The sequence below is a fragment of the Albibacterium sp. genome, from assembly GCF_035514885.1.
In the GTDB taxonomy this organism is placed as follows: domain Bacteria; phylum Bacteroidota; class Bacteroidia; order Sphingobacteriales; family Sphingobacteriaceae; genus Albibacterium.
Genome location: NZ_DATJCH010000003.1, coordinates 57,720 through 72,292 on the forward strand (window position 1 = coordinate 57,720; position 14,573 = coordinate 72,292).

The 14,573-nt window shown below is 37.7% G+C and carries 12 protein-coding genes; 7 read left to right on the top strand and 5 right to left on the bottom strand.

The window, feature by feature from the left end:
- Positions 1–92 precede the first annotated feature (92 nt).
- The 3 genes from dapF (at position 93) to VL047_RS00345 (ending at position 2,652) form a co-directional block, all read left to right on the top strand.
- A complete protein-coding gene (gene dapF / locus VL047_RS00335) occupies positions 93–884 on the top strand; it encodes a diaminopimelate epimerase (RefSeq protein WP_325357343.1) in 792 nt (263 codons plus the stop codon).
- A 62-nt stretch (positions 885–946) separates the two neighbouring features.
- The gene (locus VL047_RS00340) at positions 947–1,888 is read left to right on the top strand and encodes a lamin tail domain-containing protein (protein WP_325357345.1); all 942 of its coding nucleotides are present in this window, start codon (positions 947–949) and stop codon (positions 1,886–1,888) included.
- A gap of 41 nt (positions 1,889–1,929) precedes the next feature.
- Positions 1,930–2,652, top strand: coding sequence for a YebC/PmpR family DNA-binding transcriptional regulator (locus tag VL047_RS00345; RefSeq protein ID WP_325357346.1), 723 nt, complete (start codon positions 1,930–1,932; stop codon positions 2,650–2,652).
- A gap of 23 nt (positions 2,653–2,675) precedes the next feature.
- Here VL047_RS00345 and VL047_RS00350 read toward each other — a convergent pair whose 3' ends face one another.
- A complete protein-coding gene (locus VL047_RS00350; protein WP_414635292.1) occupies positions 2,676–3,614 on the bottom strand; it encodes a rhodanese-related sulfurtransferase in 939 nt (312 codons plus the stop codon).
- 89 nt (positions 3,615–3,703) lie between these two features.
- Here VL047_RS00350 and VL047_RS00355 point away from each other — a divergent pair, with 89 nt between their 5' ends.
- Positions 3,704–5,539, top strand: a complete 1,836-nt coding sequence (locus tag VL047_RS00355) for a DUF4153 domain-containing protein (protein ID WP_325357348.1) — start codon at positions 3,704–3,706, stop codon at positions 5,537–5,539.
- An 8-nt stretch (positions 5,540–5,547) separates the two neighbouring features.
- Here VL047_RS00355 and VL047_RS00360 read toward each other — a convergent pair whose 3' ends face one another.
- The 3 genes from VL047_RS00360 to VL047_RS00370 form a co-directional block, all read right to left on the bottom strand.
- A complete protein-coding gene (locus tag VL047_RS00360; RefSeq protein WP_325357350.1) occupies positions 5,548–8,010 on the bottom strand; it encodes a TonB-dependent receptor domain-containing protein in 2,463 nt (820 codons plus the stop codon).
- 135 nt (positions 8,011–8,145) lie between these two features.
- Entirely contained in the window at positions 8,146–9,396 is a 1,251-nt protein-coding gene (locus tag VL047_RS00365) for a HAMP domain-containing sensor histidine kinase (protein WP_325357352.1), read from the bottom strand.
- Positions 9,397–10,077, bottom strand: a complete 681-nt coding sequence (locus VL047_RS00370) for a response regulator transcription factor (protein WP_325357354.1) — start codon at positions 10,075–10,077, stop codon at positions 9,397–9,399.
- Positions 10,078–10,407: 330 nt separating this feature from the next.
- Here VL047_RS00370 and VL047_RS00375 point away from each other — a divergent pair, with 330 nt between their 5' ends.
- Entirely contained in the window at positions 10,408–10,974 is a 567-nt protein-coding gene (locus tag VL047_RS00375; RefSeq protein ID WP_325357356.1) for a DUF6266 family protein, read from the top strand.
- Between the two features lie 11 nt (positions 10,975–10,985).
- On the opposite strand, the gene VL047_RS00380 is transcribed toward VL047_RS00375, so the two are convergent.
- Positions 10,986–12,161 carry a formimidoylglutamase gene (locus tag VL047_RS00380; protein WP_325357358.1) on the bottom strand — a complete coding sequence of 392 codons (1,176 nt, stop codon included), beginning with the start codon at positions 12,159–12,161 and terminating at the stop codon, positions 10,986–10,988.
- Positions 12,162–12,275: 114 nt separating this feature from the next.
- On the opposite strand from VL047_RS00380, the gene VL047_RS00385 reads away from it, so the two are divergent.
- The gene (locus VL047_RS00385) at positions 12,276–13,229 is read left to right on the top strand and encodes an SDR family NAD(P)-dependent oxidoreductase (RefSeq protein ID WP_325357360.1); all 954 of its coding nucleotides are present in this window, start codon (positions 12,276–12,278) and stop codon (positions 13,227–13,229) included.
- A 34-nt stretch (positions 13,230–13,263) separates the two neighbouring features.
- Positions 13,264–14,556 (top strand): HAD-IB family phosphatase, encoded by a 1,293-nt coding sequence (locus tag VL047_RS00390; RefSeq protein ID WP_325357362.1) that lies wholly within the window; start codon positions 13,264–13,266, stop codon positions 14,554–14,556.
- The last annotated feature ends 17 nt before the right edge of the window (positions 14,557–14,573 follow it).

Sequence of the window (14,573 nt, forward strand, 5' to 3'; positions counted from 1 at the left end):
AGGCCATTTCTGTTAAAAAATGTTAAAGAAACCTGCTTAAACATTTAAACTAAAAATCTTCTATTCAATTATTTGTTTTATTTTTGATTACTATGAGTTCACACACATTTCATAAATACCAAGGAGCCGGAAATGACTTCATTATAATCGATAATCGCAACCTGAAATTTACAGAAAATAATCCGCAAAAGATCGCTCAATTATGTGATCGTAGATTTGGTATCGGCGCTGATGGCTTTATGCTTTTGCAGAACTCAGAGGAAGCAGACTTTGAGATGGTCTATTACAATGCAGACGGAAATCTAGGTAGCATGTGTGGCAATGGCGGACGGTGTATCGTCGCTTTTGCCAAAAATCAAGGCATCATTTCTAATAGTACTCGTTTCTTAGCTGTGGATGGAATTCACGAAGCCTCTATTGATCAGGCAGGCACGTGGGTTTCACTAAAAATGAATGACGTGAATAACATCGATAGCGATGGAAATGACTATATCCTGAACACAGGATCCCCTCATTATGTGAAGATTGTATCCGATCTGGAAACGATGGATGTTGCTACAGAAGGAGCTTCCATTCGAAATCAAGACACCTATCGTCAGGAAGGCATCAATGTTAACTTCACAAGTCCGGAAGACAATGGTTATTTCGTAAGAACGTTTGAACGAGGAGTAGAAGATGAGACTCTTGCTTGTGGAACCGGCGTAACCGCTGTAGCTTTAGCCATGGCTAAGCACAATCAGCAACAAGGTGAAATTGAAACTCCTATACGGGCACTTGGAGGAAATCTCCTGATTCGCTTCCATGCAAGCGATAACCACTACTCTAATATCTTTCTGGAAGGACCAGCCAAATTCGTCTTCAGGGGAACTATTGACCTTAGCTAAAATCATTAATAGCACGCTAGCTATCAAATTGCTTTCTACCTTAAGCCTTAAACTCATCGTATATGTTGAAGGTAAAGGTTATCGTAGCACTATTTCTCTTAGTCATTGTATCAGCATGCAATAAGGATAGACTAATATCCATGGATAATTCTCCTACAGATTCAACGGATGAATTTGCAGGCATCCTAATCAGTGAAATCCTTGTCGACCCCAAAAAGGATGGAGTAGAATTTGTTGAAATCTACAATAATTCAAATCAGACTATTAGCCTTCATTCTCTTCAGCTCGCAAGCATTAATTCTTCGGGTAAAAGAAGCAAGCTCCATGCTGTTGATAATTCAAACTCATACATTTCTCCATTCAGCTATAAGCTCCTCAGCAAAGATTCAGAAAAAGTGCAAGCTCAATATCCTTTTCAAAGCAAAAACTCTTTTCATGACATGCCATCCTTTCCGGTTCTTACAAACAACCAGGGAGCAGTCGTCCTGTTCATGAATGAGGTGGCAATTGATAGCCTCCACTACAATTTAGCTATGCACAATCGCTTTATAAAAGATGCAAAAGGTGTCTCTTTAGAAAGAGTGAGTTTCCACAGAGCAGGTCACCTTGCAGGAAACTTTTCATCAGCGGCAGCAAGCAATGGTTATGCAACTCCCGGCTATCAGAATTCTCAGGCCGAAAACAATGAACCAATCCCCAAAACAATCTTTCTTAATGAAAAAACTTTTAATCCAAACCAACGCAAACCATTAACAATCAACATACACCTTCCTTTAGGTGGCAAAATGACTAGCATTCATATTTATAATTCAAAAGGCATCAACATCCGAAGTCTTGCAAAGAATCAACTAATGGGAACGAAAGAACAATTCAGCTGGAATGGCAAGGATGATAAAAACCAAACACTATCTACCGGCGTCTATTACATCTATGTAGAAATTTTCGACAGTGATGGTTTCTTTAAGACTCATAAGGAGAGCTTCATTCTTGTCAACAAAATTTGAAGCCCATTCTATTTTATTTCCAAAAAGTATATATTTGCCACATGGGAAGAGCATTCGAATTTAGAAAAGAAAGAAAGTTTAAGCGTTGGTCAAAAATGGCAATCCAATTTACCCGTTTGGGGAAAGAAATTGCCATGGCAGTAAAAGAGTCCGGGCCTCACCCTGAAACAAATTCACGTTTGCGTACCGTAATCCAAAATGCGAAAGCGGTAAACATGCCCAAAGACCGGATAGAAGCAGCGATCAAAAGAGCTTCTGAGAAAGATGCAAGTACCTACGAAGAACATATCTACGAAGGTTATGCACCACATGGGATTGCTATACTAATTGAAACAGCTACCGATAATATCAACAGAACGGTTGCCAATGTTCGCAGCTACCTAACAAAGGCGGGAGGTTCACTAGGAAAAACAGGCTCTCTCGATTTCATCTTCAGTCGTAAATCCATGTTTCGCTTTAAAGCAGATGAGAACATTGATCTTGAAGAATTAGAACTGGAATTAATTGACGGAGGATTAGAAGAGCTTTATATCGAGGACGATGAAGACGGAAATGATATTGCTGTTGTTCAAACCTCCTTTGAAGATTTCGGAACCATGCAAAAACTACTGGAAGCAAAAGGCTTAGAGGTTATTGCAAAATTAGAGCGGATTACATTATCCACTATAGAAATATCTGAAGAAGATGCAGCCGAAATCCTCAAACTAATCGATAAAATCGAAGAGGACGATGATGTTCAAGCCGTTTATCATAACATGGCTTAATCATAATCAGGCATAGAGCTTCTCTATGCCTTCATTACCGGTTGAGGAACTTTAACATAATAGCCTGTCCCGTCGTATGTTCTTTTAAGTGGGTGCGACTGACATTCTACAGAACAGCAGCCATCCAATTGCTCTCCACACGCATCGCATTGATTAAAATGCTCATTACATTCCGGATTGGCACAATTAATCATCTTATTAGTCTTCGTACCGCAGTTCAGGCAGGTAGCAATAACCGTAGGATTTACCGTATTAACATCTACTGCAACCCGGTTGTCAAATACATAACACTGTCCGTCAAAATCCTTTCCGGCAGCTTCTTTCCCATATTTAATAATACCTCCATGTAACTGGTAAACATCTTTAAAGCCCTCTTTAAGCAATAAAGCAGATGCCTTCTCACATTTAATACCACCGGTACAATAGGTTACTATCTTCTTATCTTTAAACTTGGCAAGCTCATTAATCTTCGATGGAAAGTCACGGAAATTCTCAATATCTAAGGTAACCGCATTCTTAAAACGGCCTAAATGATGCTCATAATTTGAACGCACATCCAAGATTACAACATCTTCCTCATCCTTCATTTCCAAAAACTCTTGAGGCTCCAAATAAGTGCCCGTCTCTTTATTAGGATCAATAACGTTTGGATCTTTTAAACCCGAATGAACAATCTCAGATTTATAACGACAATGCATTTTAATAAAAGACGGCTCTTCAACATCGTCAATCTTAAAATCTATTTTCGCAAAGCGTTCATCCGCATGAACAGTGTTCATATATATTCTACAGGACTCTTTCGTGCCGGAAACTGTTCCGTTCAAACCTTCATCGGCAACGATAATCCGTCCGACTAAGTTTAACGATTTACAAAATTCAAGGTGTTCTGCGGCAAATTCTTCTCCATTCGCCAAAGGGCTGTAGCAATAGTACAGCAAAGTTTGATAGCTTGTTTTCATCATATCATTGATACCGCTGCAAACGGCGTTTAATGCTTTTTTTTGACAAAGGTAAAAAAAATGAGTTAAATTCACATTTAAGAAAAACGATTATGATTAAGATTCCATCCTTGTCAAGTCTATGGCAAAAGAGCAGAAAAACACTTCTCCGTTTTCCATTACAAACGCTTATCTGCCTGCTCGCTATGTCAGTGTGGATATGGCTAAACAACAACTCAGGTTCTGAGAACGAGAGTCAGCTTTACAAATTAATCCCACTCTGCAACATCGCTTTTACGCTGAGTCTATCTGCCAATCTCTATGCTGAAAAACAAAGGTGGATACAACCTAAAAGTATCGGACTACAGCTATTAGCAATTGCTTTATGTGTCGCTTTATTTGTGCTTTTATCGCCTCAGCTCTTTGAAGCTGATCTTTTTCGTTTGCTCTTGTTTATTCTTGCTGGTCATCTTTTGGTTTCTTTTAGTGTCTATCCCAATCCTTCCAATATCTACGATTTCTGGCATTTCAATAAAACCCTGTTCCTTCGCTTTATAACCGCGTTTCTATTTTCAGCAGTTCTATTTGCTGGCCTATCTATTGCTCTTTTAACCATCGAGACTCTTTTCAGTTATACTATCAAAGGCGATATCTACTTCAATCTCTTCATTATATTAGCAACTGTTTTCAACAGCCTGTTCTTTCTTGCCGGCGTTCCCGATGGCAGCGTCTATACCACTGAGGAGAAAAGCTATCCAAAGGTATTGAAGATTTTCACCCAGTATGTACTCATCCCATTACTAACCATCTACTTCGGGATATTAGTCGTTTATGAACTGAAAATTGTCATCAATGCCGAATTACCAAACGGAATGGTTTCTATCCTAATATTGGGTTATGCAGTATTCGGCATTCTTTCCTATCTCCTCATTTACCCTATCAGTAAAGAACCAGAAAACAAATGGATGAGCCAGTTTTCAAAGCTCTTCTTCTGGTTAATGCTTCCTTTCTTGGCTCTATTGTTTGTAGCAATCTGGGTGCGCACCGACAATTATGGATTAACAGAAATGCGCTACTTTATCATCCTCTTAGCCATTTGGCTTTTGTGTTTATGTCTTTACTTTATATTTTATAAGTCACCAAGTATCCAGCTCATACCCATTAGCCTTTTTATACTTACGATTTTATCAACTTACGGACCGCAAAGCCCTTTCAATCTTTCCAAAAAATCGCAACAAGCACGGCTCCAAACATATATTCACCAGCATGATGAAAAGGCTAATCACGAAAAAATATCAATTGTGAATTATTTAGTAAAGTTTCATGGCTTAAGCTCACTTCAAGAATTTTCATCGTCCAACTTAAGCGAGATCCAAAAACAGATCGTTTTCAATTCTGATTCGTTAAAAACAACTAGTTATGAAATTAAAAGCGAGTTGAGAGATACCGCATTTGCTATACTATCGATTGACCCAAATGCAGTCTTACTCTATAACCAATATGTTAATTTCAACAATGCTGATAAGATTATTCCAATCGACAATTTCAACTATATTTATTGGCTGCAAGGTGGTTTAGATGAAGAATTTAATTCTCCATTGGGGGAAATTAGAATAGAAAATAAGAAAGATCAATCTTTACTGGTAGTAATCGGAAAGCAAGACAGTGTTAATTTCAATATTAACCAGCTTGGAAAAGACATCATCGCTAATTATAAGAACCAAATCGCAAAAACCACAGAATCAGCATGGAATACGGATAAAAACAACAACGTTATAGTTCCCGCTGAGCGAATGAAATTATCCGCGAGCAGCTCAAACTATAACGTTGAAATTATCATTCAGAACCTATCATCAAACCTATCCAGTGACTCCACTATGCAAGATTATCCGCCATCTTTTTCAGCCTATTTATTAATATCAAATAAGCAGGTTGCTGAAATATATTAAAGACTTTACTACATTGGCCCGCCAACATCGCCGCCACCCATACCGCCATCCATTCCACCGTTCATATCTCCTCCCATAGTTGGTTCTTGATCGTCGGAGTTTCTTGCAGCACCTTCTTTCAACGATCCGAAAGTGTAGCTAATGCTGAAACTTAAATAACGTGACTGCCTTCTGAAATCACTTACCTCAATAAAGTTTGGTTGTGTTAATGTTCTTGAGAATTGTTGGTTGTTGAAAACATCCGATAAGCGTAATGACAGATTCACCTTCTGATCCATAACTGATTTTCGTAAACCGATATCACTAATCAACATACCTTTCATTTCTCCTTGAGCAATAGCTCTCGGGCCCATATAACGAACAAATGCATATCCTCTAAACCCGTAAGGCAGCGGGAAGAATGTTGAGAAACGACCGGTTAATGATACGTTCGAGTTCTCACGATCAAACCCTAGCACCTCACTTTTTCTTACACCAACATTCAAACGCACATTCCACTTCGGAATAATATCTGCGCTGGCACCAGTCTCTAAACCGTAATAATTCTCTTTTCCAATATTATCAAAGGTTGTAAACGAAATTCCTTCAGAGTTAAGAGTGGTAACCCGTTGAATTGGATTGTTACTGTTTCTATAGAAAACCGATGCAAAAAGATTAAACTGATTGATAAACTTTCCATAGCTAAACTCAAATGAATTAGTAACACTTGGTTTCAATTCCGGATTACCCGATTGAATATTTTCAGGATTTGAATAGTCTATAAACGGACTTAATTGATTCCAACGCGGACTACGTGCTCTACGGCTGTAGCTAACCTTAATATTATCTTCGTTCTTTAAACGATAAGCCAAATTAAGGGTTGGTATTAAGTTCAGGAAGTTATTACTGTAAGACTGACCTAATAAAGGCTGTTCTGCATCTAAAACTGATTTTTCAAGTCTTGCCCCTGCCTGAATACTTAAACGCTCGATACTCGTACGATACATTGTATATAATGAATAACGCTGATCTTTCGATGTTAGGTCGTCCATTCTATCCGTAATGATAACATAGTCTCCTAACTGATTATCAAACTGATAAGGATTAAACTGATCGTTATCTTCCTCCCATCTTCCTCTAAATCCGGCTTCCAGACTTGATTTCTCACCAAGTGGCTGAACATAATCAGCCTGAACAGTAAAGCCTTCGTCTCCGCCTGTAGAAACCTGGCGCTGTAAGTAATCTAATTCATCCCAATCGCTCTGCTGATCAAATATCTCCGTCTCGTCATTATCTCTTGTTGAGTAATATGCCTGAACATCCAATATCTGATCTTCATTAGCAAATGTTTTCTTAAAATCTATCCCGGCTCTGTAGTTCATCATTTCACTTTCAGACCTAATAGCACGATTATAACCTGATGTTAACTGATCATTATTGTCCAGTGTGCGCGTAATCAATGTTTCATCTTCATTTTCAGTATCACGTCCCACACCAAAGAATACACCGATGGTACTCTTATCAGTTACCTCATAAAACAGATTACCATTATAAGAGAAATCACTTTCTTTCTCTAAACCATTACGCTTTTGATCGGTAGAAAATGTAGGACTCAATAAATTCTGTCTAAAAATACTGCTATTTGAAGGATCGCGCTCAGCATCAAAGCTGATGCTATTATTAAAACCAATCCGGTTACGAGTTACATTCACATTAATAGAAGGAGAATATCTGTTCGCAGTAGTGGCAGCTAAAGTAGCAATACCACTTACACCAATCAGCCTGTTTGATTTGGTAACTATATTTAATACAATCCCTCCCTGTTCCGTAGTATAACGAGCAGACGGACTTGTTATCACTTCAACCTTTTCAATAGTCCCCGAAGGAACTAACTTCAACACGGTCGCAATATTGCTGCCATATACAGTAGAAGGTCTTCCGTCAATCAATACCGTTAAATTCTGACCCATTACACTCGGACTACCTTCTTCATCCATTTCTACCATCGGTATCTGCTCCAGCACTTCCGTTGCATTTACACTCATTGATTGGATATCAGGAGTCATATTAAATGTGGTTCTATCCAAACCATATTCTACTGCAGGAGCGGTTCTTTCAATCACAACAGCATCCAGCAAGCCTGCATCCTGACTCAATGTAATTACACCCAAATTGTGAGATGTTGTTCCGATTTGGATATTCCCTACAACTTTTTGAACAAAACCAACAAAGCTTATCCGAATAGCATAGTTCCCTGCAGCAACATCGGTAAACTCAAATCTACCTGTTAAGGAAGTTTGCATATCTTTAACAATTGTTGAATCCGGCAGGCGTAATAAAGAAACAGAAGCTAACTCAACAGCATCTTTTGCTTCATCAACAATCTGGCCCCTCAATCCCCCACCTTGCTGCGCAAAAGCACTTTGCATTATAAGCAGGAGGCCACTTAATAAAAATAATTTAATATTTCTGACTGATGAAAACCGAAGCATAAGATTAACGTTTTTTGTAGTTTTAGTATATAATTCAAATGTACCGCGAACATCTAAAAATAATTTGATGTAATTTTGAAGGAATCTTGAAGTATGTGTTTAAAACACCCTAGATTGGTAACAATTATAGCGACATTAAAAGACGAGTCTGATATTATGCTTATTTTCTGTGTACTCATAGCTAATATCAATATTGCTTTGCTCACAAATCTGCTTTACAATAGCCAAGCCCAAACCGACTGATTCATTACTCTGATTATTTTTAACAAATCGATTGAACATTTTCTCCGCCGGAATAGACAGAGGCTCTCCCGAGTTGGATATTTCCAATATATTAGAAGTTAATTTTACAAAAATAACACCGCCTTTTATGTTGTGACGAATTGCATTCCCTATTAAATTATTCAAGAGAATATTAACCAACAAAGGATGAATCTTGACTTTAACATCGTCTTCAATTTCCTTCTCCAGGCTCAAAGATTTCATTTCAAGTAGTTCCTGAAATGCAAAAAGACTGTCGTTCAATACCCGGCTAAGATCAAGCATCTCCTGCGATTCAAACTCTCTGTTATCAAGTTTTGTCATCAATGTCAACGACTGCCCCACCTTACTTAATTTCTCTACCGCATTATGCGCACTAACAATTAATTTAGCTTGCTCATCGTCAATATCCGACTCTAGTAATAATTCCAGCTTACCCATAATAATAGCAAGTGGTGTTTGCATCTCATGCGAAGCATTCTCAGTAAACTCTTTTAAACTCTGATAGTCTTTCAATGCCTTATTGGTCATCAAACTCAGAAAGCTATTCAACCTTTTGAATTCTTTGGTTCGGGTAGCAGGCAGCACCAGTGGTTTCTTTTGCTGCAGCCTAAACTGCTGCATCGCTTTTAAGGTTTTATTGAAAGGCGATAAAACCTTTCTAGAAATTAATATACTTACCAGGCCGGTAACAACCAGCATAATCAGAAAGATAGTACTGATGGACTTAACCACCGCATTGGTAATATCGTGGGTATCTACAATAGCACCATAGGTTGAAATATAATAGTGATGTCCGTTAATTACACGCGAAATTGAAACTTTTAATTGAGGCTCTTTACGTCGCAGATAGCGCGTATAAACCATAGTATCTGCCACAACAAGCTTAGTTCGCGGAGTAGACATTGCCAATTCACTAATTTCCATCCTATTCTGAGACAAGGAATCAGGCATAACACCCTTATGCAATTCTCGAATGGTAAAATCAATGTTCTTTCTGAGGTATCTCACTTGCTCGTAATCAACCTCAGATTTTATAGAATGATAAGCAAATACTCCCCCTATGATAAGTACAATAAAGGTAATTACCAAATACCAAAGGGTGAATTTCTGAATGAGCTTCATTTATTTATTCGTGTTTAGCTTATATCCCAAACCGTATACAGTTTCAATATAATCTTTCCCATCGGCCTGTACAATCTTCTTTCTCAGATTCTTAACATGCTGATAAACGAAATCAAAATTCAACAGGTTGTCCGTATAATCACCCCAAAGATGCTCGGCAATGGTTTGACGGGTCAACACACGATTCTGGTTAGTAAGAAAGTACAGCAGCAACGCATACTCTTTTCTGGTCAGATCAAGCATGTTGCCATTTACACTTACCTCCATATTATCGGTATGTATGTAAATCTCATTAAAACGAATTTCATAAGCACCTTGCAAGTATTTTCGGCGATAGATAGCCTTTAAACGCGCATTTAATTCAGGTAAATGAAAGGGTTTCGTTAAATAATCATCTGCGCCTAACTCCAATCCGTTTACTTTATCATCCAACGAATTCTTGGCAGATATAATAAGAACACCACTATCGATTTTCTCTGATTTAATATGGGTCAAAATATCCAGACCATTCCCATCAGGCAACAGAATATCCAAGGCAATGCAATCGTACTTAAAGCTCTTTAGCTTATCAATTGCCTGGAAATAATTTGTCGCAAGCTCACAAATATATCCTTCTCTCGTTAAGTAAGAAGTGATGTTTTGTGCTAGTTCTTCGTTATCCTCAATGACTAATACCTTCATTTATAGCACAAATATATATTTTGTTTTTGATGAAAGTTTGAAGCTAATAACATATACATATAGCCTCCTAATATTATAAGACTATTTTAAGAACATTATAGGGACCTCCTAGGGACATTGTAGGGACGTTGTAGGGGCAAATTCCTATAAAGTCCCTATAATGTCCTTTGAATGTTACAATAACAACCCTCGTATATTCGACAATGCCTCTTATTAAGCTTATCTTAAGGATTTGGATAATTATTTCTGGTTTAATCTATTATTATTTAATTATGGCAACTTTTAAAGATGGAATAAATGGAGGGTTTAACGGAAGGATAGGATCTGTCGTTGGTTATCAGCCTTCCTAAAGCAAGCAAAAAGAAAAGAAGTATGAAACAGCTGCTTAACGAAGAGAAGATGCGGACTATTCAACTGTTCTTATCAAAAAGCATTAGCCTCATCAGGAAAGGCTTTTCATTAGTTCCCGAAATCGAAAGAATGAGTGCATTCAATGCAGCCATGTCTTATAATAAAAAGCATGGGTTTATTATTGAGAATGACGTACTTAAGCTTAATTTCGAAAATCTGATGTTTGCTCAAGGCGATCTTGAGAACCCTAAAAACCTGCAGGTCAAGCAGGTTGATTCGGCAATAGAAATCACTTGGGACTTCTCGGGAGACTGGGAAAGAGGAACCGACCAATCTATGATTCTTCTGATTGACGATACCTTAGATCATGCAATAGGCACAGCAAGTGGCGCGCTAAGAAAAGCAAAGAAAGAAGTTCTTTCTTTGGTAGGCGTCCCACCTGGCACAACCCTGCATATCTATACGGCTTTTATTGCTGACGATCGTATAAGTGTGTCGAACAGCGTTTATGGTGGCTATATAAAAGTTAAACAAGCTGTTTTATGAAAGGTTGTGTTTTAAATTAGTTTTTGATAGGTTCTCCACCATAAATCAGGCAATTCGCCGTCAATGGCTATTTGATAGTCTTCATAACGGCAAGGAACCATGTGATAGCGTTCGTTAATCGATTTTGTATTTGGGTAAGGAACTTGCATCCACCAGCGGTCTGATTTTTTGCTTTTTACAAATACTACTTCATGCTCGTCGGCAGTTAAAGAAGTCCGGTAGATAACATAGGCAGATTTAGGTTGCAAAGGAAAGTCTTTCTTGCGGCCATAAAAGCCATCTATAAAATACCATACCATTTGAGACAGCAAAATAGCCGTTTGTCCGTTTTGATCTAAATCCGGATTAAATTCGTAGAAGCCAATAGAGGTAAGTTTATCACTCATCCCTGCATAGCGGCACATCTGACAGGCTTCTTCGCCATAAAAACCGTTGGGACCGGCATTTCTATTTGCAAAAGCATTCGAAGAACGAATAGCACCCATATCAAAACTTATCATATCGGCATTGCGTAGTATGGGTTCTGACTGCTCTATCTTATTTGAGAATGCTCCTAAACGATAAACATCAAAAAGAAGTTTATCTAAAACTTTAAGACTCTCTGTATTAACAAAATAAGACTGGTAGCCGATATTACTAAAGTTAAAGAGATAATTAGGTTGATGAAGCATGATCTTATTCAGATAAGACCGGGATGTGGTATCAGTTTCTTCATTGCTATCTTCTTCCAAATCAAAAGCCGGATCAATAAGTACCAGGTCAACCCTTTGTTCTAACTTCTCATAAGCCATGTATTGCGCATAGGTCAGATCTTGTCCGCCACCAATAATAATGGGCAGAACATTGCTTTTCACCAATTCAGAAACAACTGCTTTTACCGCCGCATAGGTATCGCTAACTTCATATCCTTTTTGAATATTTCCAAGATCAACAACATTTATTTTATGTTCACCCTGATGCAGATGGTAGAATTTCTTACGAAAGGCATCTGCAGCTGATGCACAGCCTGTGTTATTAATAGCTCTCCGATCATCTGCTACTCCAAATATGGCAATATCGACGCCCTCAAGATCAGGAAACTCTTGCTCATAAATTGTAATTATTGAACCCAGTTGACTGTTAAGAAAGCCAGCTTCTTTCCTTATTTCCTGAACGTTGATTGGCGTAAAAAAATCGATTAACGACATAAATTGGCTTAAAATATATGAGATGGTAAAACAGATAATTCCTGCAAATATCCATTTAATACCTTACTTTTGAAAGCGAATAATGCATTGAATTAATTTCCAAAAAATATTAATGTGATATTAGTAACGGGCGGAACTGGTTTTATCGGATCACTTGTAATTAAAAGCTTGCTAGAAAAAGGTAAATCTGTTTTAGCAATAAAACGTACAAGCTCCATTATTCCACAAGAATTACTTTATAAAGCTAACCTATTCTGGTTTGATGCCGATGTGACGGATTATTTCTCATTGGACGATGTTTTTACCCAGGTTCGGCAAGTATATCATTGTGCCGGCATGGTTTCTTTTAACAAAGCAGATCGAAAGGAATTAATGGATGTGAACGTAGAAGGCACTACGCATATTGTTAATCTTTGTCTGGAGAAAAAGGCCCGTTTGGTATATCTGAGTTCTGTAGCTGCTCTTGGCGAAGGAAAAGAGAGTGTGTATATCAATGAGAAATCTAAATGGGAGTGGCATCCAAAATTAAGCAACTATAGCATTTCTAAATTTGAAGCTGAAAGGGAAGTGTGGAGAGGAATTGCAGAAGGTTTAGATGCAGTTATTGTAAATCCGACAATCGTAATCGGTGCCGACAACTCCAGCAATACTGCTCAGCTATTTTCGCTTATAGAAAAGGGACTGAAATACTACCCAACAGGCAGTACAGGTTTTGTAGATGTAAAAGACCTGACCTCTATTATGATTCAACTAATGGAGTCGTCTGATATTTCAGGGACTAATTTCCTGATCAATAACGTCAACTTAAGCTATAAGGAGTTTTTTGAGCAATATGCGCGTATTGTAAAAAAGAATCCCCCTACCATCCCAACCAATCGTTACCTCCTGGCCTTCGTCTGGCGGGCACAATCCTTACTTTCATTTCTTAAGATTACGAAACCGAGCTTAACCAAAGAAATAGCCCGTTCTTCCATCAAAAAGCATATTTACAGCAATGAAAAAATAACAAGCACCTTAAACTATTCCTTTAAACCCTTTGATCTTAGTTTAGAAGAAATTAGTCATTAACCCCTATATTTGCGTCAAATTTCATTAAAACTTCATGAAAACAAATTATATAATAGATTTTGACAGCACTTTTACGCAGGTAGAAGCGCTGGATGAACTAGCAAAAATCTCTCTGAAAAACAATCCCGACCGTCAGCAACATTTGGCTGATATTGCAGAATTAACAAATCTTGCAATGGATGGGAAGCTTTCATTTCGTGAGAGTTTAACACGCAGAGTGCAACTTCTACATGCAAATCGCGAGCATCTGGATGCACTTATTAAGAAATTAAAGAAAAAAGTGTCAGCATCTTTCTCGCGAAATAAGGAGTTTTTCAAAGACAACTCAAAGGATGTATTTATCGTATCGGGAGGATTTAAAGAATTCATTTGTCCGGTTGTAGCCAATTATCATATCTCTGAAGACAATGTATATGCCAACACATTCCTTTTCGATGAAGAGGGAAACATTTACGGCTTCGATGAGAAGAATCCGTTATCGGAAGAAGGTGGAAAAGTTAAACTATTGAAAAAACTAAAGCTGGATGGCAAAGTTTATGGTATTGGAGATGGATATTCGGATTTTCAATTAAAAGAATCCGGTATGATCGAAAAATTCTATGCCTTTACCGAAAATATAGAACGTGCTTCTGTTTCATCTAAAGCAGATCATATCGCTCCAACTTTCGATGAGTTTTTATATATAAATCAACTTCCACGCGCGATATCCTATCCTAAAAACCGGATTAAATGTTATGTTATTGGTGATGTTCCTCATCATGCCATCAAGTTCTTAGAGAAGGATGGCTTCAGTACTATTCAGCTTAAAAAAATTGAAGGCGAAGATTTAAGTGAGGCAGGAATGATTCTTTTTCAGGATGGACTGACATTCACCAATGAGCAGATAGAAAAAGCAGCCCGCTTAAAAACGATTGGCTACCTGGGAAATAGTAAGCGTAAAATCGATAAGAACTTTTGTCTTCAAAAAGGTATTGTTTTATTTGATGATAAAAAAGATACATGGAAGAGTGCCGATTTTATTCCAAAAAGAATGGCCGATTTCATTAACAATGGTGACACCAAGATGAGTAGGAATTTTCCTAATCTAAAGGTTCCATTAATGGATAATGCGCATCGGTTGATTCACATTCACAAAAATATACCGGGTATTATGGCACAAATTAACGGAACCTTTCGTGATAACAATGTAAACATTGTTGCTCAGTTCTTAATGACTAAAAATGGAATTGGTTATGTGATAACTGATGTGAGCAGAAAATACGACAAGAAACTTTTAACAGAGTTAAAGTCTATTTCACATACCATAAAATTCAGGGTACTCTATTAAAGATTCGAAATTAAACT